The organism is Kitasatospora sp. NPDC038210 (assembly GCF_055600605.1).
The window spans coordinates 219,512-242,527 of record NZ_JBVJYK010000012.1 but is presented as its reverse complement, the minus strand read 5'-3'; the positions used below and the strand labels follow the sequence as shown (position 1 = coordinate 242,527).

The window sequence follows — 23,016 nt, the reverse complement described above, 5'->3', positions numbered from 1 at the left end:
GCCCCGACCTCCCGACCTCCCCCGCATCCTGGAGCGCACGAGACGTGAGCAACATCCCCGAGACCGGCCGCACCCGGCGGGTGACGATCCGTCTGGTGGTGCTGCAGATCCTGGTGCTGTCGCTGCTCGCCACCCTCGGCGGGCGGCTGTGGTACCTGCAGATCCGCAACGCCAAGGAGTACACCGCCAAGGCGACCGGCAACCACATCCGCGAGGTGGTCGAACCGGCCGTCCGCGGCGAGATCCTGGACGCCTCCGGGCGGGTGCTGGCCGGCAACGAGACCCGGCTGGTGGTCTCGGTCAGCCGCACCTCCCTGCTGCAGCAGAAGGACGGCGGCAAGGCGGTGCTGGCCCGGCTGGCCGAGGTCCTGGGGATGCCCGCCAAGGACGTGCAGGAGAAGGTCCGGCTCTGCGACGCCAAGACCCCGCAGCCCTGCTGGAACGGCTCGCCCTACCAGCCGATCCCGGTCACCAAGGAAGCGACCACCCAGCAGGCGATGCAGATAATGGAGCGCCGCGAGGACTTCCCCGGGATCACCGCGCAGCCCACCGCCGTGCGCCGCTACACCGGCGCCGAGGGCGCCAACATGGCCCAGGTGCTCGGCTACCTCTCGCCGGTCACCGACGACGAGGTCAGCAAGACCGCCGACAAGAGCGGCCTGGACCGCTACCTGCCGGCCGACCAGATCGGCCGGGCCGGCCTGGAGTCGGTGTACGACCGCGACCTGCGCGGCACCGCCGGCATCACCAAGCTGGAGGTGGACAACCTCGGCCGGGTGATCGGCACCGCCGGCGCCGTCGCCCCGAAGACCGGCGACAACCTGGTCACCAGCATCGACGCCCGGGTGCAGAAGGTCGTCGAGGACAACCTGGCCCAGGCCATGTCGGACGCCCGGAACACCTTCGACAAGGTCACCAACCGCAACTACGAGGCCGACTCCGGCGCCGCCGTCGTGATGGACGTGCACACCGGCCGGATCATCGCCATGGCGAGCGCCCCGACCTACGACCCGAACCTCTGGGTGGGCGGCATCAGCGGCAAGGACTACCAGTCGCTGACCAGCAAGGACTCCAACTTCCCGCTGCTGAACCGCGCCATACAGGGTCAGTCCGCCCCCGGTTCGACCTTCAAGGTCATCTCCACCACCGCCGCCGTGCAGGCCGGCTACCCGCTGGACGGCACCTACCCGTGCCCGAAGAGCATGACCATCGGCGGCCGCGAGTTCAAGAACTTCGAGAGCGAGAGCTTCGGCTCCATCACCCTGGAGAAGGCGCTCGAAGTCTCCTGCGACACCGTCTTCTACGGCCTGGCGAACGACCAGTGGCTGAAGGACGGCGGCATCAAGCCGAAGAAGGACCCGGCCGACTGGTTCTTCAAGACCGCCCACGAGTTCGGCCTCGGCGCCAAGACCGGCATCGACCTGCCGGCCGAGGTGACCGGCCGCGTTCCGGACCGGCAGTGGAAGCAGTCCTTCTTCGACAACAACAAGGACGCCTGGTGCGCCCAGGCGAAGAAGGGCGGCAACAGCTTCTCCGACCAGATCGCCAAGGAGAACTGCGTCGACGGCTACCAGATGCGCGCCGGTGACGCCGTCAACTTCGCGATCGGCCAGGGCGACACGCTCGTCACCCCGGTCCAGATGGCCCGGATCTACTCGGCGCTGGCCAACGGCGGCACGTTCTACCGGCCGACCATCGCCAAGGCGGTGATAAGCCCGGGCGGGGAGCTCGTGCGCGAGATCGCCCCGCAGGCGGACGCCAAGTTCCCCGGCGACCAGAAGCTGCTCAGCTACATCGACCAGGCCACCGCCGGCGTCATCACCAGCGGCACCGCCGCCTGGAAGTTCGCCGGGGCGGGCTGGCCGCAGGACAAGATCGCGCTGCACGCCAAGACCGGCACCGCCGAGGTCGAGGGCAAGCAGACCACCTCCTGGCTGACCACGTACAGCAAGGACTACGCGATCGTCATGACGATAAGCCAGGGCGGCACCGGCTCCGGCGGCTCCGGCGACGCCGTCCGCCGGATCTACCAGGCGCTGTACGGCGTGGACGACAAGGGCAACGTCGACAACGGCAAGGCGCTGCTGCCCGCGCCGCAGGGCGAGCTGCCGAAGTTCAACCCGGACGGCACCGCGATCATCAAGCCGGCCGCCTTCACCGCCGGTACGACCCCGGCCGTCGGCGGCCCGGTGGCCCCGGCCACCCTGCCCGCCGTGCCCGCCGCGTCGGCCTCCGCGCCGGTCCCGGCCTCCGCCACGGTCTCCGCGCCGCTGCCGACGCTGCTCGACCCGGCACAGGCCGACCCGGCCCCCGCGGCGGCCTACCTCGACCAGGCACCGCCGACCGACCGCCCGGCGTCGTACGCCGCGGCCGACGCCGCGCTCGAACCCGGCCGCGGCCCGGGAAGGGGACGGGCATGACCTCCTACGGCTCCTACCGGCAGCTGCGGCTCGCTCCGCAGCGCAACGGGGTCTCCAAGGCCCTCGCCAAGGACTCCACGCTCTGGCGGCTGGACTGGATACTGCTGCTGGCCGCGCTGGCCCTCTCGGCCGGCAGCTCGCTGCTGGTCTGGTCGGCCACCCGCGGACGCGACTCGCTCACCCACGGGGACCCGCAGTACTTCCTGTACCGGCACCTGACGAACTTCGTGGTCGGCCTGGTGCTGTGCTCCGTGGTGATAGCGATAGGGAGTCGCCGCTTCCGCACCATCGTGCCGTTCCTGTACGTCGGCGTGCTCGTGCTGCTGCTGGCGACGCTCAGCCCGCTGGGCTCGACCATCAACGGCGCGCACTCGTGGATCCAGCTCGGCGGCGGCTTCTCCATCCAGCCCGCCGAGTTCGCGAAGCTCGCGATCGTCCTGGCGATGGCGGTCGTGCTGTCGGACCAGGTGGACGCGGGGGAGCGGGAGTTCCCCTCGCACCGGGCCGTGTTCCGCGGCCTGCTCTGGGCCGGGGTGCCGATGGGCATAGTGCTGCTGATGCCGGACGCCGGCTCGGTGATGGTGATGGCCGCGATCGTGCTGGGCATCCTGCTCGGATCCGGGGCGGCGAACCGCTGGGTCCTCGGACTGCTGGTGGCAGGCGCCGCCGGGTGCGTCGCGATCTGGAAGTTCGGGCTGCTGAGCAAGTACCAGATCGACCGCTTCGCCGCCTTCGCCAACCCGCAGCTGGACCCGAACGGCGTGGGCTACAACACCGCGCAGGCCCGGATCGCGATCGGCTCGGGCGGGCTGACCGGCAAGGGCCTGTTCCACGGGACGCAGACCACCGGGCAGTTCGTGCCGGAGCAGCAGACCGACTTCGTGTTCACCGTCGCCGGTGAGGAACTGGGCTTCGTCGGCGCGCTGGCGATCATCCTGCTGGTCGGCGTGGTGCTGTGGCGGGCCTGCCGGATCGCCCGGCAGGCGACCGACCTGTACGGCACGATCGTGGCGGCGGGGATCATCGCCTGGCTGGCCTTCCAGGCGTTCGAGAACATAGGGATGTGCCTGGGCATCATGCCGGTCGCGGGCATCCCGCTGCCGTTCGTCTCGTACGGCGGGTCCTCGATGTTCGCGAACTGGATGGCCGTCGGGCTGCTCCAGGCGGTTCGCAGCCAACGGCCGATAGCGGCCTGAGCGGGTGCACGGCGGGGCCGGTCCGGGGACTCCCGGGCCGGCCCTTCGTCCTGTCCTTCACCTTGCCCTTCGTCTGCCGGCACGGCGCTCGGCGGCGATCGGGGTGGCCGTGAGGGCGGCCGACGGCGGTCGGCGGTGCCTCAGGGCGTCTGGAGCAGGCAGTCGGCGGCCGTGAGGACGGCCCGCGACTGGTGCGCCAGCTGCTCCTGCACCGGCACCCAGCGGGCCCCGAAGCGGTGGCGCAGCCGGTCCAGGCTGTCGGCGACCACGGCGCGGGCACGCTCGCGGGCCGCCTCCGCGCCCGGGCCCCGGGCGTCCGCCAGCAGGCGCAGCAGGATCGACCCCGCCCGCAACGGCAGCCGGGCCGCCACCAGTCCGGCGGTCGTCACCCGCGAGCAGGAGAGCGGCTCGGGACGCCAGCGCTCCAGCCACTCCTGCGCCACCCGCGGCGCCACCGCCAGGCTGAACTCGGCGGTGCGCAGCAACGGGCCGTACGCCTCGTGGCCGTGCGCGGGGACGCGGGCGAGCAGGGCGGTGAGCTCCTCGGCGCGCGCGGTGAGGTCACGGGCGGCGGCGGTGAGGGCCTGCGGCCCGGCCGGATGGGGGCGGGCGTCACCGACCGCGTCCACGGCCCACATCGGGACCTCCAGTACGGCGGTGACGGCGCCGAGCCGGGCGGCGTAGGCCCAGGTGGACAGCTCGGGCTCGTCCGGCAGCGCCCGGGAGACCCCGGCGCTGTCCGGGGCCGGCATCAGGTAGGTGCCGGGGGCGGGGCTGGCCCAGCCGATCGCGTCGTAGGAGTCCACGTCGAGCGGGAGGCCGGCCCGTTCGGCGGAGCGGGCGAAGCGCTCGGACAGTCCGGGCACCGGGCCGGTGAGCTGGACGAAGGCGCCGCCGAAGTCCACCCCGTGCAGCGAGCACTGCAGGAACGGGCGCAGCTCGTCGATGAGGTCGGTCAGCGCCAGGCTCTCCGGCATCGGCGGGCGGCCCGTGCCGGGGGCGGGCAGCAGTTCGGGCTGCTCCTCGAAGGCCGGGCGGAAGAAGTGCTCGTAGTGGCGGCGCATGGTGAGCGGGCCGTCCAGCCAGCCGGCGTTGAGCGCGGCGCCGTCCGGGTCGAGGCAGAGCAGCAGGTGCCAGGAGAGGCCGGGGCGGGCGGGGCGGTCCAGCAGCAGCTCGGCCAGCCGGACCGCCCCGGCGGTGCCGACCGGCTCGTTGGGGTGCGGGCCGCCGACCACGAGGACGGCGCGCGGGCCGCGGTCGACCGAGAGCAGCAGCAGCGGTCGCCCGGCCCGGGAGCGGCCCACCTCGCGCAGCCGGCAGCGGTCCGGGTGGCGCAGGGCGAGCCGCCGGGCGGCGCACTCGGCCTGGGCCGGCGTGGGGTAGCGGGCCGGCCGGGCGTCGAGGGTCCGGAGGGGGCGGATCCGCCGACCGGTGTCGGTCATGGTTCTCCTTGCGCCGGTCGCACGGCTCGCACGGCCGCCGGAGCGCGGGAACGCCGGTGCGCCGCCGCGCACGGGGTGCGGGCGGGGGACGGGGCACCGCGGGCCGGGGACGGCGGCCGGGCGGACACGGGACGGGCCTGGTGAGGGTGGACTGGGCCGTGTGCGGGGGGAGGGAGAGGGCAGCGCCGGGGGAACTCCGACGAGGGCCGAGCGTACGACCCAACTCCCTTGTCCGGAAGGGGCACAGGGGTTCTTGGCGGAGCCCTGTCAGTACCGCACGGGCCCTCCGGGCGTGTCAACGGCGGACGGCGCCGGGCGGCGGGCGCGCACTGCGCGTGCCGGGGCGGGCGCCCAAGGGCGGGGTCGCGCCGGAGCGCGGAGGGCCCGTGCTCCGGGGCAGACGGCCCGATCCCCGGATTGGGCTACCCTTGAGGGTCACCCCTCCCGTGCCGACTCGCGGCACCGAATCACGTCGTAAGGGTTCCTAGTACATGACTGTCGAATCGGTCTTCCCACGCCTGGAGGCCCTCCTCCCGCACGTCCAGAAGCCGATCCAGTACGTCGGCGGCGAGCTCAACTCGACCGTCAAGGACTGGGACGCCTGCGACGTCCGCTGGGCGCTGATGTACCCCGACGCCTACGAGGTCGGGCTGCCCAACCAGGGCGTCATGATCCTCTACGAGGTGCTGAACGAGCGCGAGGGCGTGCTCGCCGAGCGCACCTACAGCGTCTGGCCGGACCTCGAAGCGCTGATGCGCGAGCACGACGTCCCGCAGTTCACCGTGGACGCCCACCGTCCGGTGAAGGCCTTCGACGTGTTCGGCCTGTCGTTCTCCACCGAGCTCGGCTACACGAACATGCTCACCGCGCTCGACCTGGCCGGCATCCCGCTGGAGGCCAAGGACCGCACCGACGAGGACCCGATCGTCCTGGCCGGCGGCCACGCGGCCTTCAACCCGGAGCCGATCGCGGACTTCCTGGACGCGGCGGTGGTCGGTGACGGCGAGCAGGCCGTACTCGACATCACCGAGATCATCCGCGCCTGGAAGGCCGAGGGCCGCCCGGGCGGGCGCGACGAGGTGCTGCTGCGGCTGGCCCGCACCGGTGGCGTGTACGTCCCCAGGTTCTACGACGTGGAGTACCTGGCCGACGGCCGGATCGGCCGCGTCGTGCCGAACGCCCCGGGCGTGCCGTGGCGGGTGTCCAAGCACACCGTGATGGACCTGGACGAGTGGCCGTACCCGAAGCAGCCGCTGGTCCCGCTCGCGGAGACGGTGCACGAGCGGATGTCCGTGGAGATCTTCCGCGGCTGCACCCGCGGCTGCCGCTTCTGCCAGGCCGGCATGATCACGCGCCCCGTGCGGGAGCGAAGCATCACCGGCATCGGCGAGATGGTCGAGCGCGGGCTGAAGGCGACCGGCTTCGAGGAGGTCGGCCTGCTGTCGCTGTCCAGCGCCGACCACACCGAGATCGGTGACATCGCCAAGGGCCTGGCGGACCGCTACACCGAGGACAAGATCGGCCTGTCGCTGCCGTCCACCCGCGTCGACGCCTTCAACATCGACCTCGCCAACGAGCTGTCCCGCAACGGGCGCCGCTCGGGCCTCACCTTCGCCCCCGAGGGCGGCAGCGAGCGCATGCGCAAGGTGATCAACAAGATGGTGTCGGAGGAGGACCTGATCCGCACCGTCGCCACCGCGTACGGCAACGGCTGGCGCCAGGTGAAGCTGTACTTCATGTGCGGCCTGCCGACCGAGACCGACGAGGACGTGCTCCAGATCGGCGAGATGGCGAAGAACGTCATCCAGAAGGGCCGCGAGGTCACCGGCCAGAACGACATCCGCTGCACCGTCTCCATCGGCGGGTTCGTGCCCAAGCCGCACACCCCGTTCCAGTGGGCCCCGCAGCTGTCCGCCGAGGCCACCGACGCCCGTCTGGCCAAGCTGCGCGACTCGATCCGCGGCGACCGCAAGTACGGCAAGAACATCGGCTACCGCTACCACGACGGCAAGCCGGGCATCATCGAGGGCCTGCTCTCCCGCGGTGACCGCCGGGTCGGCGCGGTCATCCGCGCGGTCTACGACGACGGCGGCCGCTTCGACGGCTGGCGCGAGTACTTCTCGTACGACCGCTGGATGGCGTGCGCCGAGAAGGGCCTGGCCGGCACCGGCGTCGACGTCGACTGGTACACCACCCGCGAGCGCACCTACGAGGAGGTGCTGCCCTGGGACCACCTGGACAGCGGCCTCGACAAGGACTGGCTCTGGGAGGACTGGCAGGACGCGCTGGAGGAGGTCGAGGTCGACGACTGCCGCTGGACGCCGTGCTTCGACTGCGGCGTGTGCCCGCAGCTCGGCCTCGACATCCAGATCGGCCCCACCGGCAAGAAGCTGCTGCCGCTGACGGTCGTCAACAAGTAGCCGTTGGTCGGCGGCGGCGACGTCGGCGAGTGACGGTCCCCACACCCCCGGGCCCCCGGTCGGAACCTTCCGGCCGGGGGTCTGCGGTGTGCGGCTGACCACCGGCTGACCACCGGCTGACCAGGGGCTGACCAGGGGCTGACCAGGGGCGGAGCGAGCGGGCCGGCGGGGCGCGTACCCTTTGAGGTGACAGAGTCCGGACAGTGGCGGGAACACGCCACGCCGGACGGGGACAACTGACTAAGGACTGAGCGACCCTGGCACGCCGTACGCCCGACGGTCCGCCGCCCGCGCCGACGGTGCAGCGGATCCGTCTCCGCTACACCAAGCGCGGCCGGCTCCGCTTCACCAGCCACCGCGACTTCCAGCGCGCCTTCGAGCGCGCCCTGCGCCGGTCCGCCGTTCCGATGGCCTACTCGGCCGGCTTCACCCCGCACCCGAAGGTCTCCTACGCCAACGCCGCCCCCACCGGGGTGGCGAGCGAGGCGGAGTACCTGGAGATCGGCCTGGCCGCCCTCCGCGACCCCGAGCAGCTTCGGGCGCAGCTGGACGAGTCGCTGCCGGCTGGCCTGGACGTGATCGACGCCGTCGAGGTGCGGACGCCGAACTTCGTGGAGCGCCTGGAGGCCTCCGAGTGGCTCGTCCGGCTCGACGGCGTCGAGCCGCAGGAGGCGGCCGACGCGGCGTCGCGCTTCCTCGCCGAGGAGCGGGTCGAGGTCGAACGCCTCACCAAGAACGGCGTGCGGGTCTTCGACGCGCGCGGTGCGGTGGCGGCGCTCGACGTCCTCCCGCCCCAGGTCGACGGCGGTGCGGACACGGCGGCCGGAACCGACCGCGATGTTCGGACCGGCCGTCCCTGTGCGATACTGCGCCTGGTAGTACGACACGCCACACCCGCCGTACGACCCGACGACGTATTGTCCGGTCTCCGTGCGACGGCCGACCTGGCGCCGCCGGTCCCCGCAGAGGTGACCAGGCTGGCGCAGGGGCCGCTCGACGAGGGGACCGGCACGGTGACCGACCCGCTGGCGCTCGACCGCGCCGCGGCCCAGGCCGGCTCGGAGCCGGGCGCCGGGCCGCGCGCTACCGCGCCCGCCTAGCGGGCGGAGGCCGGGTCCAGTGCCTCACTGGGCCCGACGGTCCTCCAGGGTTCCCGCGGCTCCCCAGGGGAGCGAGCGTCGTCGCAGCACAGGCCTGCCACCCGGGGCCTGCCGGCAAGAAGGCCGGTGGGCCCGGGGCCCGGTCCGGGAGCCACCCGGGGTTGGGGGACGGCGCAGCTTGGGAAAACCTCAGAAGACTGGTCAGACCAGAAGACTTTCGACACCCCGCCGAGCGCGGGGCGCCGAGCGAGACTACGAGCCCCTGTGCGGCCTCGCGTCCGCACGGCGGCACCGTGAATGGGTCCGGCCCGAGCATCGTCGCGATGCCGGCCGCCCACCGGTGCCGCGCCGTGCCCGGATGCGGAGCCCGGGGGCCTGACGGGAGATCCACCCGCATGCTCGATAACACCGATCCGCAGCAGACTGCGGCCACGGAACACGACGAAACCGCCGCGACCGGCAGCGAGGGCGCGTCCGCCGCGCCGCCGCGCCGCCGCCGCCGCGCGGTCTCCCGCCCGGCGGGCACCCCGCAGGGTGCGGCCGCCGAGGCGGCCGAGACCGTCCTGCCGGCCGAGACGCCCGCGGCCGAGGCCGCTCCGGCGCCGGCCGCCGAGCCGGTCGCCGAGAAGCCCGCCCGGGCCCGTCGGACCCGCAAGCGGGCCGAGGCCCCGGCTGGGACGCCGGAGGCGAGCCCGGTCGCGGTCACCGCGCCGGAGGCCGACCAGGCCGCCGCGGCCGCCGCCGAGACGCCGGCCGAGCCGGTCGCCGAGAAGCCCGCCCGGGTCCGTCGGACCCGCAAGCGCGCCGAGGCTCCGGCCGGTGCGCCCGCCGCCGAGGCGCCCGCTGCCGAAGCACCCGCCGCGCCGGCCCCGGCCGTCGAGACCCCGGCCCCCGCCGCCGCCGAGCCGGCGGCCGAGGAGGCCCCCGCCGCTCCGGCCCGCCGCCCCCGCCGCCGTCGCGTGGTCGAGGCCGCGCCGGTCGTCGAGGCCCCGGTCGAGGAGCCGGCCGCCGAGCAGCCGCAGGCCGAGGAGCCCGCTGTCGAGGAGCCGGAGGAGGAGGCTGCCGAGGCTGCCGCTCCGGTGGCCGAGCCCGCGCCCGCGCCGGCCGCCGAGGCCGAGCCGCACCACCGGGTGCGCCGTCGCGCCGTGCGCCCGGCCACCGCGGTCTTCCAGGCCCCGGTCTTCCAGGAGCCGGCCCCTTACGTCGCGCCGACCGCGGCGCAGCAGCCCGCCGCCGCCCCGGCGCCGGTCGAGGCTCCGGCCGCGGCCCCGGTCGAGGCCGAGGCCGGGCACGAGGAGGACGAGTACGAGTACAGCGGTGTCGGCCGCCGCCGCCGGGTCCGCACCCGGGTCGAGCCGGGCCGCCGCAAGGCTGCCGCCGCCAAGCAGGCTGCCGAGAAGCCCGCGGCCAAGCCCGCCGCCGCGAAGCCGGTCGCCGAGGCGCCGGTCGCCGCCGCTCCGGTCGAGGCCCCGGCCGTCGAGGCCCCCGCCGCCGGTCCGGAGACCGAGGGCGACTGGGAGGACGACGGCCGTCCGTCGCGCCGTCGTCGCCGGGGCGGCCGTCGCCGCCGCCGTGGCGAGGCCGAGGACTTCGAGGCCGCCGAGGCCGTCGAGGCCGAGCAGCCCTCCGCCGAGGAGCCGGCCGAGGCCGACGACGAGGAGGGCGAGGAGGACGACGAGCTGGCCGCGGGCCTGTCCTCGTCCCGTCGCCGCCGTCGCCGCCGCCGCCGCAGCGGTGAGGCCGGCGCCGTCGAGGCCGCCGAGACCACCGAGGACGGCGTCCGCACCGTCGTGAAGGTGCGCGAGCCGCGCCGCCGCTCCACCGAGCCGTCCTTCGACCCGGACGAGGTGCAGTCCATCAAGGGCTCGACCCGTCTGGAGGCGAAGAAGCAGCGCCGCCGCGAGGGCCGCGAGCTGGGCCGCCGCCGGGTGCCGATCATCACCGAGGCCGAGTTCCTGGCCCGCCGCGAGTCGGTCGAGCGCGTCATGGTGGTGCGCCAGAACGGCCAGCGCACCCAGATCGGCGTCCTGGAGGACGGCGTGCTCGTCGAGCACTACGTCAACAAGGAGCAGGCCACCTCGTACGTCGGCAACGTCTACCTTGGCAAGGTCCAGAACGTGCTGCCGTCGATGGAGGCCGCCTTCGTCGACATCGGCAAGGGCCGCAACGCGGTGCTGTACGCCGGTGAGGTCAACTTCGGTGCGCTGGGCGGCCACGGCGGCCCGCGCCGGATCGAGTCCGTGCTGAAGTCCGGCCAGTCCGTGCTGGTGCAGGTCTCCAAGGACCCGATCGGCCACAAGGGCGCGCGCCTGACCAGCCAGATCTCGCTGCCCGGCCGCTACCTGGTGTACGTGCCCGAGGGCTCGATGACCGGCATCTCGCGCAAGCTGCCGGAGAACGAGCGCGCCCGCCTGAAGCAGATCCTCAAGAAGATCGTCCCGGACGACGCGGGCGTCATCGTGCGCACCGCCGCCGAGGGCGCCTCCGAGGAGGAGCTGACCCGCGACGTCCAGCGCCTCCAGCAGCAGTGGGAGGACATCCAGAAGAAGGCCGCGACCGGCAACGCCCCGGCGCTGCTGTACGGCGAGCCGGACATGACCGTCCGGGTCGTCCGCGACATCTTCAACGAGGACTTCACCAAGGTCATCGTCTCCGGCGACGAGGCGTGGAAGACCATCCACGAGTACGTCTCCAACGTGGCCCCGGACCTCGCCGAGCGGCTCCAGCGGTGGACCTCCGAGGTGGACGTCTTCGCGACCTACCGGATCGACGAGCAGTTGATGAAGGCGCTGGACCGCAAGGTCTGGCTGCCCAGCGGCGGTTCGCTGGTGATCGACCGCACCGAGGCGATGGTCGTCATCGACGTCAACACCGGGAAGTTCGTCGGCCAGGGCGGCAACCTGGAGGAGACGGTCACCCGCAACAACATCGAGGCGGCCGAGGAGATCGTGCGCCAGCTGCGGCTGCGCGACCTCGGCGGCATCATCGTGATCGACTTCATCGACATGGTGCTGGAGTCCAACCGCGACCTGGTGCTGCGCCGTCTGCTGGAGTGCCTGGGCCGGGACCGGACCAAGCACCAGGTGGCCGAGGTCACCTCGCTGGGCCTGGTCCAGATGACCCGCAAGCGGGTCGGCCAGGGCCTGCTGGAGTCCTTCTCCGAGGCCTGCGTGCACTGCAACGGCCGCGGTGTGATCGTCCACATGGAGCAGCCGAGCGCCCACGTCCACGCGCCGTCCGCCCCGGCGGGCGAGGCCGGCAGCGGCAAGCGCCGTCGCCGGGGCAAGGGCGGCGCGGGCCACGAGGAGGCGCAGGTCGTCGAGGCCGTCGTGACCGAGTCGGTGGCCGAGATCGCCGAACTGCCGGGCGAGCCGGTGCGCGAGGAGATCGAGGGCCAGCTGGCGCTTGAGGTCCCGGGCGCCGAGGCCGAGGTCGAGGCTCCGGCCGTCGTCGAGCAGGTCGTGGAGCAGGCCCCGCCGGCCGCTCCGGCGGGCCGTCCGCGCCGCCGTGCGGTGCGCAAGGCCACGGCTCCGGCGGGCTCGCCGGACACCGCCGAGATCGTGGTGCTGCAGGCGAAGGCCGAGGCGGCGCTGGAGGCGGCCCTGGAGGCCGCATCCCCGGCCGTCGCGGAAGCCGCCGCGGAGCCGGTCGTCGTCGCGCAGGCCACGGTCGCCGAGGCCCCGGCCGAGGAGGCCGCAGAGGCTCCCGCCGCCGAGGCACCGGTCGCGGAGGCCGCCGCCGAGGAGGCCGCCGCCGAGGAGGCGCCGGCTCCCAAGAAGCGGGCCGCCCGCAAGACCGCCGCGAAGAAGACCGCCGCCAAGAAGACGACCACGGCGGCCAAGAAGACCACCGCCCGCAAGACCGCGACCAAGCGGACGAGCGCGGCGGCCAAGAAGGCCGCGGCCGCCGAGGGTGATACGGCAGCCGAGTAGTGCCCACGCCCGGGGCGGGAGCGATCCCGCCCCGGGCCGTACGGGCCGGTTTGCCCCCCGGGCGGCCGGTCCGTATTCTTGACCATCGGCGTGTCTACGCCATGCTCCCGAGCACATCACCTTCCCGAGGTCGCCGCGTCCGCGCGGAGAGCCGGGGAGAGGCTCCTGTGTCCGTACCCAGGTGGCTGGCGTCGGGGGTTCCGACCGAGCAAGGAAAGCAGGTACCGCATGTACGCGATCGTTCGCGCAGGCGGCCGCCAGCACAAGGTCGCCGTCGGCGACGTGCTGGAGATCGACCGTATCGAGGCCAAGCCGGGTGACTCGGTCGAGCTCTCGACCATCCTCGTCGTCGACGGTGACGCCGTCACCTCCGACCCGTGGGTCCTGGCCGGCGTGAAGGCTCACGCCGAGGTGGTCGACCAGACCAAGGGTGACAAGATCGTCATCCTGCGTTACAAGAACAAGACCGGCTACCGCCGTCGTCAGGGCCACCGCCAGAAGCACACCGCGGTGCGCATCACCAGCATCGACTCGGTCAGCAAGTAAGGGGATAGCGAGATATGGCACACAAGAAGGGCGCAAGCTCTACCCGTAACGGCCGTGACTCGAACGCCCAGCGCCTCGGCGTGAAGCGCTTCGGCGGCCAGGTCGTCTCGGCCGGCGAGATCCTCGTCCGCCAGCGTGGCACCCACTTCCACCCGGGTGCGGGCGTCGGTCGCGGTGGCGACGACACCCTGTTCGCGCTGACCGCCGGTGCCGTGCAGTTCGGCAACCGTCGCGGCCGCAAGGTCGTCAACATCGTGGCCGTCGAGGCCTGAGTCCCAGCGGACTCCCGAGTCGCATGACTCACAGTGAAGGGTGGGCCGGAATTCTCCGGTCCACCCTTCACGCTTTATGCAGGTAGAAGCAGACTCTCGCGCACTGGAGGCACACCCATGACCACCTTCGTGGACCGCGTCGAACTTCACGTCGCCGCGGGTAACGGGGGCCACGGCTGCGCCTCCGTGCACCGCGAGAAGTTCAAGCCGCTCGGCGGCCCGGACGGCGGCAACGGCGGTGAGGGCGGCAGCGTCATCCTCACCGTGGACTCGCAGGTCACCACCCTGCTGGAGTACCACCACTCGCCCAAGCGCAAGGCCACCAACGGCAAGCCGGGCGCGGGCGGCAACCGCACCGGCGCCGACGGCCAGGACCTCGTCCTCCTCGTGCCGGACGGCACCGTGGTGCTGGACCGCAAGGGCGAGGTGCTCGCCGACCTGGTCGGGCACGGCACCAGCTTCGTCGCCGCCCAGGGCGGCCGCGGCGGCCTCGGCAACGCCGCGCTGGCCTCGGCCCGCCGCAAGGCACCCGGCTTCGCGCTGCTCGGCGAGCCCGGCGAGGCCCGTGACATCGTCATGGAGCTCAAGTCCGTCGCCGACGTGGCCCTGGTGGGCTACCCGAGCGCCGGCAAGTCCTCGCTGATCTCGGTGCTCTCCGCCGCCAAGCCGAAGATCGCGGACTACCCGTTCACCACCCTGATCCCCAACCTGGGCGTGGTCACCGCGGGCGAGACCGTCTACACCATCGCCGACGTGCCCGGCCTGATCCCGGGCGCCAGCCAGGGCCGCGGCCTGGGCCTGGAGTTCCTGCGGCACGTCGAGCGCTGCTCGGTGCTGGTGCACGTGCTGGACTGCGCCACCCTGGAGCCCGGCCGCGACCCGCTGACCGACCTGGAGACCATCGAGGCCGAGCTCGCCGAGTACGGCGGCCTGGAAGACCGTCCGCGCCTGGTCGCGCTCAACAAGGTGGACGTGCCGGACGGCCAGGACATCGCGGACCTGACCCGCGCCTCCCTGGAGGAGCGCGGCTACCGGGTGTTCGAGGTTTCCGCCGCCTCCCGCAAGGGCCTGCGCGAGCTGAGCTTCGCGATGGCCGGGATCGTCGCCGGGGCGCGCGCCGCCAAGCCGGCCGAGGAGTCCACCCGGATCGTGCTGCGGCCCAAGGCCGTCGACGACGCGGGCTTCACCATCACCGAGGAGGACGGCGCCTACCGCATCCGCGGCGTCAAGCCGGAGCGCTGGGTCCGCCAGACCGACTTCGCCAACGACGAGGCCGTCGGCTACCTCGCCGACCGGCTGGCCCGCCTCGGCGTCGAGGACCAGCTGTGGAAGTCCGGGGCGCACGAGGGCGACACCGTCATCATCGGCCCGGACGAGAACGCCGTCGTCTTCGACTGGGAGCCGACCATGGCCGCCGGCGCCGAGATGCTCGGCCGCCGCGGTGAGGACCACCGCTTCGAGTCGCCCCGCCCGGCGGTCGACCGCCGCCGCGAGAAGCAGAAGGGCCGGGACGCGGCGGAGGCCGAGTTCCTCGCCTTCGAGGCGCTGTCCAGCGGCCGCCAGGCCGCCATCGAGGGTGACGACGACGAGGACTGAGCCCGCTCGGACCGGCTGACGCGAACGGCCCCCGCCACCTGTCGAGGTGGCGGGGGCCGTTCCCGTGCTCAGGGGTGGCGCGGTGTCACTTGGTCCAGGCGGCCTGGATCTTGGAGATGTCGGTGGAGTCGCCGTAGCCGACCATCGCCGGGTTGGCGCCGGCCGGGAGGCTGATGATGTCGCAGCCCTTGAACTCGACGCCCTTGGTGGCGCCCGAGAAGCTCGGGGTGTTGCACTTGGCGACCGGGGTGCCGGAGGTGAGGACGGGGGTGGCCGTGGCACCGGTGACGTCGTAGACCCGGAACTTGGAGTTCGGGGCGGCGAAGGTCAGCTTGGCGTCCGTCAGGTTCTTCATGGTCCAGCTGACGTAGAACAGCGAGCGGCCGTCCAGGCCCGCGGTGGTGGCCTTGGAGTCCTGGAGGTCCTTGATCGAGCCCGGGGCGATGCCGGTGACGTTGACCTCCAGCTTGGCGGCGGCGTTGAAGGTCTTGTCGGCGAAGTCCACGGTGGCCGGCTGGCCGAACTTCACCGTGGTGCCGGCCTGCGGCAGCTTGCCGGCGCCGCCGCCCGCGGCACCGGCCGTGGCGGCTCCGCCCGTGGCCCCGCCGGTGGCCGCGCCGGACGGGGCGGCGGTCGAACCGCCGGTCGCGCCGCCGGCCGCGGCACCGCCGGCCGTGGCACCGCCGGTGGCGGCACCCCCGGTGGACGCGCCTCCGGTCGTGGCGCCCGGATCGCCGGTGGTCGGCGCCGGAGCGGCGCCGGTGGCACCGCCCGTCGGAGCGGCCGGGTCGGTGTTGTCCGGGCCGCAGGCCGCGAGCGACAGCGCGGTGGCCGCCGCCAGGGCGGCGACGGTCAGCTTGGTGGTGTACGAACGCATGATGCGCTTTTCTCCCGGGCGCGCGACCGCGAACCGTTGCCGGCCTGCCCAGTGCGGCGCCGCCCTCTCGTGACAGCAAGGGTCGAAGACGAAATGGGTCCAGCGGGCAAGAAGCCGTCCCCCGATCTGGCTTTCGGTCAGGGACCATACCAGCCATCCGGATTGCCGGACGGGCTGTGGCAGGCCCGTGACCGGCCCGGGTCCAGCCGGTGAAACTCCCTGCGGGAGACCTGCGCGGATCGCGTAGATTTCGGGGGTGACGGCCGGGCCCGGGCCCGCCGCACCCGCACCACACCGGAAGGGCGTACAGCGAGATGAGCGAGGACTCTCTGCGGGAGGAGGTGCTGACCGCACGGCGGATCGTGGTCAAGGTCGGCTCCTCCTCACTCACCACGGCGGCCGGCGGCCTGGACGCCGACCGCGTCGACGCCCTGGTCGACGCGATCGCCAAGGTGCGCAGTCGCCCCGACGCCCCGGAGGTCGTGCTCGTCTCCTCCGGTGCCATCGCCGCCGGACTCGCCCCGCTCGGCCTGGACAAGCGACCCAAGGACCTGGCCCGCCAGCAGGCCGCCGCCAGCGTCGGCCAGGGACTGCTGGTCGCCCGGTACACCGCCTCCTTCGCCCGGTACGGCATCCGGGTCGGCCAGGTGCTGCTCACCGCCGAGGACGCCAGCCGCCGCGCCCACTACCGCAACGCCTACCGCACCCTGGACCAGCTGCTGGCGATGGGCGCGATGCCGATCGTCAACGAGAACGACACCGTCGCCACCGCCGAAATCAAGTTCGGTGACAACGACCGGCTCGCCGCGCTCGTCGCCCACCTCGTCCGGGCCGACCTGCTCGTCCTGCTCTCCGACGTGGACGGCCTCTACGACGGCGACCCGTCCCGCCCCGGCACCAGCCGGATCGCCCGGGTGAGCGGCCCGCACGACCTCGATGGCATCGAGATCGGCAGCGCGGGCAAGGCCGGGGTCGGCACCGGCGGCATGGTCACCAAGGTCGAGGCGGCCCGGATCGCCACCGGCGCCGGCATCCCGGTGGTGCTCACCGCGGCCAGCCAGGCCGCCGACGCGCTGGCCGGCCGACCCACCGGCACGCTCTTCCTGCGCACCGGCGCCCGCACCTCCGACCGCATGCTCTGGCTCGCCCACGCGAGCAGCCCCCGCGGCACCCTGCACCTGGACGCGGGCGCCGTCGAAGCGGTCGTCTCCGGCGGCGCCTCGCTGCTGCCCGCCGGGGTCACCAAGGTCGACGGGGACTTCGCCGCGGGTGATCCGGTGGACCTTCTTGCCGAAAACGGCCACATCGTGGCTCGCGGACTGGTCAACTTTGATGCGAGGGAGTTGCCCCGCCTGCTCGGCCGGTCCACCCGCGACCTGGCCCAGGAGTTCGGCGCCGCGTACGAGCGCGAGGTCGTCCACCGCGACGACCTGGTCGTTCTGCGCGGCTGACCGCTCGGCGGGCCGGCACCGGCCGCCGGCCGATCGGCGCAGTGCGGACGGCGGGCCGCTCCGTACCGGGAGCGGCCCGGCCACGGGCGAGGAGGGGCGCAGCCGTACCGGTCGGCCGAGAGGCCGACGGGGCGGTGGGGACGACACGAGATCGCCGAACAGGAGGCCGCCGGTGGAACGCAGGCGCGAGGCAGCGCTGACCGGAGGGACGGCGGGCCGGCGGCTGACCAGCATCGACGGCGGACGTGGGGACGGCCCCGCCGAGCCGGCCGGTCGGCCGCCCCAGGGGCCCGCCGGGATGCGCAGGCTGCGGACCCAGCGCGCGGACGCCGCGGAGCCGCCCACCGTGCCCGAGCAGGCGCGGCTGTGGCACGTGGTGCTGAGCGTGTCCGGGGAGGCCACCCAGCTGTCCTCGCTGCGCGCCTCACTGGAGAGACTGGCGCACGACCACTCGTTCTTCCTGACCGCCCGCTACGCGGCCGACCACGCCGAGATCCGCTACTGGGAGCAGGCCCGGGACCTGCACGACGCAGCGGCGATCGCGCTTCGGCTCTGGGGCGAGCACAAGGTCACCGCGAACCTGCCGCCGTGGGAGATCGTCGGGCTGGAGGTGGTCGACCGGGCGACGTACCACAAGCGGGTGGCGGAGGGCTTCGGCGATCCGCCACCGCACCTGGGCGGCGTGCACCCGTACTGACCGGACCGTCCCGGGCGGCCGCTGTTCGCCATGCGGAACGCGGGCGGCCCGGGCGGGCGCAGTCGCTACCCTTGGCGGCATGACCAGCGACCTCGCCACCGCCGACAGCCCCGTCCTCGCCGTAGCGCGCCGAGCCCGGGAGGCGGCCGCCGTGCTCGCCCCGCTGCCGCGCAGGGCGAAGGACGCCGCGCTGCTGGCGATCGCGGACGCGCTGGTGGCCCGCAGCGCGGAGATCGTCGCGGCCAACGCCGAGGACGTCGCCCGGGCCCGCGAGGCCGGGACCGCCGAGTCGGTGATCGACCGGCTGACCCTCACCGGGGAGCGGATCGCCGCGATCGCCTCCGACGTGCGCGACGTGGCCGGCCTGCCCGACCCGGTCGGCGAGGTCGTCCGCGGCTACACCCTGCCGAACGGCCTGGACGTGCGGCAGGTGCGGGTGCCGCTCGGCGTGGTCGGCATCATCTACGAGGCCCGCCCGAACGTCACCGCCGACGCCGCCGCGCTCTGCCTCAAGTCGGGCAACGCGGCGCTGCTGCGCGGCTCTGCCTCGGCCTACCGCTCCAACACCGCGCTCGTCGCCGTGGTGCGGGACGCCCTCGCCGCGGCCGGGCTGCCCGCCGACGCGGTCCAGCTGGTGCCGGGGGAGAGCCGCGACTCCGTGCAGGAGCTGATGCGCGCCCGCGGCCTCGTCGACGTGCTGATCCCGCGCGGGGGCGCCTCGCTCATCCGCACCGTGGTCGAGGGCTCGACCGTCCCGGTGATCGAGACCGGCACCGGCAACTGCCACGTGTACGTGGACGCCGAGACCGACCTGGCGATGGCCGTCGGCATCCTGCTCAACTCCAAGGCGCAGCGGGTCAGCGTCTGCAACGCGGCCGAGACACTGCTGGTCCACCAGGACGTCGCGGACGCCTTCCTGCCGCTCGCGCTGGCCGCCCTGGCCGAGGCCGGGGTGACCGTGCACGGCGACGAGGCGGTGCTCAAGGCCGCCGAGGGCGGTCCGGCCACCGTGGTGCCCGCGACCGACGAGGACTGGGGCGCCGAGTACCTCTCGTACGACCTGGCCGCGGCCGTGGTGCCCTCGCTGGACGCCGCCGTCGCGCACATCCGCCGCTGGTCCTCCGGCCACACCGAGGCGATCGTCACCACCTCGCAGGCCGCCGCCCGGCGCTTCACCCAGCTGGTCGACTCGACCACGGTGGCCGTCAACGCCTCCACCCGTTTCACCGACGGCGGCGAGTTCGGCTTCGGCGCGGAGATCGGCATCTCCACCCAGAAGCTGCACGCCCGCGGCCCGATGGGCCTGCCCGAGCTGACCAGCACCAAGTACATCGTCACCGGTGACGGGCACGTGCGGGGCGAGGCGACGCAGACCGTCGGCGGGGACCCGGACGCCCGCTGAGCCGCGGCCCGCGAGCCGGCCGTCACACGTGTGACGGACCAACTGCCGGGAGCCACAGACAAAACGCCCGGCCGGTAATACGCTGAATCCGTGGCTGAGGATGTGGGGGGCTTGCCGTACCCCGACGGCGCCGACCACGGTGGTGCGGACGACGAGTTCGCCACCGTGGTCTTCGATGAGGCCTTCGTCCGGTCCGCCGCCGTGCACGAGCCGACTGCCAAGGAGCGGCAACTCGCCGCCGCCGAGGCCCGGTTCGAGCCGGACACCGCGGGCCCGGGCTGGGGCTACGACGTCTCGGCCGGGGAGGGGCTCCCGTTGGAGCTGCGCCCGTACCCGAGCGGACTCGACGAGGACCACCACTACCCGGACCCCTGGTCGGGACCGGGCCGGACGACCGACCGGCGCAGCCGGCGCCGGTGGCGGCGCGGCTACGACCCGGTGCGCGCCCGCGGCCGGTACGTGGCCCAGCAGCGCTGGCACCGGCCGGTGGCCTGGGTGCTCGCCGTGATCATGGGCGTGAGCCTGGTGGCGGTCGCGGTCGCGGCGATCTACCAGGGCGTGGGCGGTTCCTCGGACGCGCCCCGCAGACCGGAGTCGGGCAGCAGCAGCGCCGGGGTGGACCCGCGCCCCGCGCCCGCCGAGCCGTCGTTGGTGGTCACCGCACCGGCGGGCTAGCCGCCGGACGCCGCACGGGCGCACGCCCCGGGCGGGTGGTCACGGAGCGTCCCCGGGAATCTGCGCGGGGACCCTCGTGGCAGCGCCGGTGTCCGCCTACCCTGGTGTTGTGGGTGACCCGCGAGAACCTCCTGAGGGTACGCCCGAGGGCGGTTCCGGCAACGAGGACGAATTCCGGTCCGTCGTCTTCGACGAATCGTTCGTCCGGGCTGCCCGGATCCAGGAGCTGTCCGCCCGGGAGCGGCTGGCGGGCTCCTTCGGCAAGGCCACCCGGCAGCGGGTGCGGCTCGGCCCGCTGGGCACCGTGCCGCGCCAGGCGCTCGCCCTGCTGCTGCTCATCCTGCTCGCGTTCGGGGCCGCGGTGTACTTCGGCGTCAGCTCGCCGAGGGGGATCCCGGCCCGGCCCGAGGGCAGCCAACTGACGGTCAGCCTGGTCGCATTGAGCCCGGCCTCGGCCGTCCACCCGGTCGCCGACCCGGCGAACCCCTTCGCGGCGCTGCCACCCGGGTACGGGGACGGCACGGTCGGGCTGAACACCCCGACCGGGGCGGCCACCGAGCACTTCAGCCGGGTCGAGGTGACCAAGGCGCTCGACACCGTCCAGCGCTACCTGGTCGCCTCCTCGCTGGCCCCGGCCGCCCTGGTCCAGGGCGCCACCGCGGACGTGCGGGCCTTCGTCACGCCGGGCGAGCAGGCGGAGTTCGACACGGGCGTGGCGCAGCCGGTGGACGACCGCCACCACGCGGTGACCGGCTGGATGGTCCGCTTCGACCCGGCGCAGGTCGCGCTGGCCTCGGACACCGTGAAGGTGGTCGGCGCGATGCGGATCGACGAGGCGGACAGCGGGACGCTGCAGATCACCACCGACCACACCTTCGTCTACGCGCTGAAGCCGGCCGGGGCCCCGGCCGGAGCGCCGGTCACCCTGGAGACGGTGCGGCGGCAGCTCACCTTCCAGTTCGACCGGGTCGACCTGGCGTCGGCGCAACTGCGGCTGGTGGACTCGGTGCTCCAGGCCGGTCCGGCGCCCTGCGGCACCTCGATGGCGGGCTACCTGCAGCCGGTCCTGGCCACGGCGCAGGGCACGGCGGTCACGCCGCCGGCGGCCGTCGATCCCGGCAACCACGCGCGCCCGGCCTGGCAGGTGTGCGGGGTGCTGGCGGGGAGCTGAGGGCTCCGGGACGCGCGGACGGCCGGTGACCCGGGCGGGTCACCGGCCGTCGTCGGCGCTCCTCGGCCGTCGGCGGCGTTCGTCGGCGGCCATCGGCGTTCGCCGGCGGGCGGGGCCCGGGTGCCGGGGCTCAGCTGTTGTCGCGGTCGGTCCTGCCGTCGGAGCCGTTCGAGCCGTTCGAGCCCTCGGAGCCGTTCGAGCTGCCGCGGCCGGCGCCGGTGAAGGTGTCGCGGAGCTTGCCGCCCACGGTCACGGCGCCGCCGGCGACGTCCCGGATCAGGCCCATCAGCGGGTCCTTGCTCTCCTTCACCGAGGTCGCGTAGTGGTCGGCGGCCGCCTTCCACTGCTCACCGACCGAGGTGTCGGGGTCGTCCGCGCGGCGCGGGTAGGCGCCCGTCATGATCGAGCGGTACTCGTCGCTCTCCGCCCACTTCTTCAGCTGGGCGACCCGGACCACCGCGAAGGGGTGGGTCTGCGGCAGCACCTGGAGCAGCTTGAGGACGCCGTCGCGCAGGTCGCCGGCCTTCTCGTACTCCTCGGCCTGCTCCAGGAAGGCGTCGACGTTCATCTCGGCCAGGTTGTGGCCGCCGGCCAGCTTCATCAGGGCCCGCATGGACGCCTGGAGGTCCTGCCCGGCGAGCAGGCCGGCCCGGTCGCTGGACAGCTCCGCCTTGCGGAACCACTCCTTGAGCGCGGTGATGACGGCCGTGATCGCCAGGTTGCCGAGCGGCACCCAGGCGATCCGGGTGGCGATGTTGGTGAGGATCATCAGCATCGTCCGGTAGACGGCGTGGCCGGACATCGCGTGGCCGACCTCGTGGCCGATGACCGAGCGCAGCTCCTCCTCGTCGAGCAGCTCGACCAGGCCGCTGGTGACCACGATGATCGGGGTGTCGATGCCGATGGTGAACGCGTTGACCGCCGGGTCCTGGGCCACGTACAGGTCGGGGACCTGCTCCAGGTCGAGCACGTAGGCGGTGTCGCGCACCATGTCGTACAGCTCGGGGAACTGGCGCTCGGAGGTCTTCACCGCGGTGGCCAGGAACATCAGCCGGATCGCGCGCTCGGAGACCAGGCCGGCGAGCTTCTTGAGGACGTCGTCGAAGCCGGACAGCCGCCGCAGGGCGACCAGCGCCGAACGGTCCGCCGGGTGCTCCCAGGCCCGGGTGGAGATCCCGGGGAAACGCTCGCGGCGGCGGCTCGGGGTCTTCGCGGTCGTGTCGGTCATGGTGTGAGTACCCTCCTGGTCGACGGCGGCTGCGGCCCACTGGCCGGCCCCCCGCTGGTCTTCGCCTGAAACGACTGTCTGTGCAACGTCCGTGGTTGCGTACTCGTCCCCGGGCGACAGCGTACGTGCGGCCCCGGCCGCGCCGCGGGGGCCGGTGGGCGGCGCCGGTGTGAGGCCGGTTTACCCTGAATGCCCTGGACCACCGAGACCGGACCCGGCCGCGGTACCGAGCAGTTCGAGGAGCCCCGCAGATGTCCACCGACACGCTTGTCAGCCTGGCCACGCCCATCTCCGACGAGGCCGGTCCGGGCCTCTTCCTGCGGATCATCGTGATCGCGTCCTTCGTGGGGATCGGCCTGCTGGTCTGGCTGATGGCCCGCGCCTTCCGCGGCAACTAGCCCCGGGACCCGGCGTCAGGCCCTCGCCCGGGGCCCGGAAGCCAGGCCCCCGGGACCCGGCTTCCGGGCCCCGACCAGGCCCGCGGACCCCGGCCCGGCCCCTGCGCGCTCACGCCCGGTCAGCGGCGGTGGGCCGCCGAGCGGTTGCCGTGTAACCCCCCGTACGATGACGGGTGGGCCCTCACCGGCCCGG

General features: G+C 73.7%; 17 protein-coding genes. 14 read left to right on the top strand and 3 right to left on the bottom strand.

The window, feature by feature from the left end; all coding sequences use genetic code 11:
- Positions 1–44 precede the first annotated feature (44 nt).
- Positions 45–2,420 carry a penicillin-binding protein 2 gene (gene mrdA, locus ACZ7KX_RS24830; RefSeq protein WP_470328361.1) on the top strand — a complete coding sequence of 792 codons (2,376 nt, stop codon included), beginning with the start codon at positions 45–47 and terminating at the stop codon, positions 2,418–2,420.
- Positions 2,417–3,616: a rod shape-determining protein RodA gene (rodA, locus tag ACZ7KX_RS24825; RefSeq protein ID WP_470328360.1), complete on the top strand. Its 1,200-nt coding sequence runs from the start codon at positions 2,417–2,419 to the stop codon at positions 3,614–3,616. Before mrdA ends, rodA begins: the two co-directional genes overlap by 4 nt.
- A gap of 140 nt (positions 3,617–3,756) precedes the next feature.
- Here rodA and ACZ7KX_RS24820 read toward each other — a convergent pair whose 3' ends face one another.
- Positions 3,757–5,058 carry a M14 family zinc carboxypeptidase gene (locus ACZ7KX_RS24820; protein ID WP_470328359.1) on the bottom strand — a complete coding sequence of 434 codons (1,302 nt, stop codon included), beginning with the start codon at positions 5,056–5,058 and terminating at the stop codon, positions 3,757–3,759.
- 491 nt (positions 5,059–5,549) lie between these two features.
- Between ACZ7KX_RS24820 and ACZ7KX_RS24815 the strand changes: the two genes are divergently transcribed.
- The 6 genes from ACZ7KX_RS24815 to obgE all read left to right on the top strand — a co-directional run bounded on the left by ACZ7KX_RS24815 (position 5,550) and on the right by obgE (position 14,924).
- Complete coding sequence (locus tag ACZ7KX_RS24815) at positions 5,550–7,478, top strand: TIGR03960 family B12-binding radical SAM protein (RefSeq protein WP_470328358.1); 1,929 nt, start codon at positions 5,550–5,552, stop codon at positions 7,476–7,478.
- 299 nt (positions 7,479–7,777) lie between these two features.
- The gene (locus ACZ7KX_RS24810; protein ID WP_470328357.1) at positions 7,778–8,578 is read left to right on the top strand and encodes a TIGR03936 family radical SAM-associated protein; all 801 of its coding nucleotides are present in this window, start codon (positions 7,778–7,780) and stop codon (positions 8,576–8,578) included.
- Positions 8,579–8,973: 395 nt separating this feature from the next.
- Positions 8,974–12,510, top strand: a complete 3,537-nt coding sequence (locus ACZ7KX_RS24805; RefSeq protein ID WP_470328356.1) for an Rne/Rng family ribonuclease — start codon at positions 8,974–8,976, stop codon at positions 12,508–12,510.
- Positions 12,511–12,738: 228 nt separating this feature from the next.
- Positions 12,739–13,056: a 50S ribosomal protein L21 gene (rplU, locus tag ACZ7KX_RS24800; protein ID WP_030233759.1), complete on the top strand. Its 318-nt coding sequence runs from the start codon at positions 12,739–12,741 to the stop codon at positions 13,054–13,056.
- 14 nt (positions 13,057–13,070) lie between these two features.
- Entirely contained in the window at positions 13,071–13,328 is a 258-nt protein-coding gene (gene rpmA, locus ACZ7KX_RS24795; protein WP_030058248.1) for a 50S ribosomal protein L27, read from the top strand.
- Between the two features lie 117 nt (positions 13,329–13,445).
- A complete protein-coding gene (gene obgE / locus ACZ7KX_RS24790) occupies positions 13,446–14,924 on the top strand; it encodes a GTPase ObgE (RefSeq protein WP_470328355.1) in 1,479 nt (492 codons plus the stop codon).
- 85 nt (positions 14,925–15,009) lie between these two features.
- Here the strand turns inward: obgE and ACZ7KX_RS24785 are convergent, their stop codons facing one another.
- A complete protein-coding gene (locus ACZ7KX_RS24785) occupies positions 15,010–15,801 on the bottom strand; it encodes a hypothetical protein (protein ID WP_470328354.1) in 792 nt (263 codons plus the stop codon).
- 314 nt (positions 15,802–16,115) lie between these two features.
- On the opposite strand from ACZ7KX_RS24785, the gene proB reads away from it, so the two are divergent.
- The 5 genes from proB (at position 16,116) to ACZ7KX_RS24760 (ending at position 21,197) form a co-directional block, all read left to right on the top strand.
- Positions 16,116–17,252 (top strand): glutamate 5-kinase, encoded by a 1,137-nt coding sequence (proB, locus tag ACZ7KX_RS24780; RefSeq protein ID WP_350525624.1) that lies wholly within the window; start codon positions 16,116–16,118, stop codon positions 17,250–17,252.
- A gap of 172 nt (positions 17,253–17,424) precedes the next feature.
- Positions 17,425–17,949, top strand: coding sequence for a hypothetical protein (locus tag ACZ7KX_RS24775; protein ID WP_396551713.1), 525 nt, complete (start codon positions 17,425–17,427; stop codon positions 17,947–17,949).
- 79 nt (positions 17,950–18,028) lie between these two features.
- Positions 18,029–19,351: a glutamate-5-semialdehyde dehydrogenase gene (locus tag ACZ7KX_RS24770; protein ID WP_470328353.1), complete on the top strand. Its 1,323-nt coding sequence runs from the start codon at positions 18,029–18,031 to the stop codon at positions 19,349–19,351.
- A 90-nt stretch (positions 19,352–19,441) separates the two neighbouring features.
- Positions 19,442–20,026, top strand: a complete 585-nt coding sequence (locus ACZ7KX_RS24765) for an SCO2584 family spore wall biosynthesis protein (RefSeq protein WP_396551715.1) — start codon at positions 19,442–19,444, stop codon at positions 20,024–20,026.
- 109 nt (positions 20,027–20,135) lie between these two features.
- Positions 20,136–21,197, top strand: a complete 1,062-nt coding sequence (locus ACZ7KX_RS24760; protein WP_396551716.1) for an SCO2583 family membrane protein — start codon at positions 20,136–20,138, stop codon at positions 21,195–21,197.
- 130 nt (positions 21,198–21,327) lie between these two features.
- Here ACZ7KX_RS24760 and ACZ7KX_RS24755 read toward each other — a convergent pair whose 3' ends face one another.
- Positions 21,328–22,425: a M48 family metallopeptidase gene (locus tag ACZ7KX_RS24755; RefSeq protein ID WP_470328352.1), complete on the bottom strand. Its 1,098-nt coding sequence runs from the start codon at positions 22,423–22,425 to the stop codon at positions 21,328–21,330.
- Between the two features lie 251 nt (positions 22,426–22,676).
- Here ACZ7KX_RS24755 and ACZ7KX_RS24750 point away from each other — a divergent pair, with 251 nt between their 5' ends.
- On the top strand, positions 22,677–22,823 hold the full coding sequence (locus ACZ7KX_RS24750; RefSeq protein WP_350525619.1) for a hypothetical protein: 147 nt from the start codon (positions 22,677–22,679) through the stop codon (positions 22,821–22,823).
- Positions 22,824–23,016 lie beyond the last annotated feature (193 nt).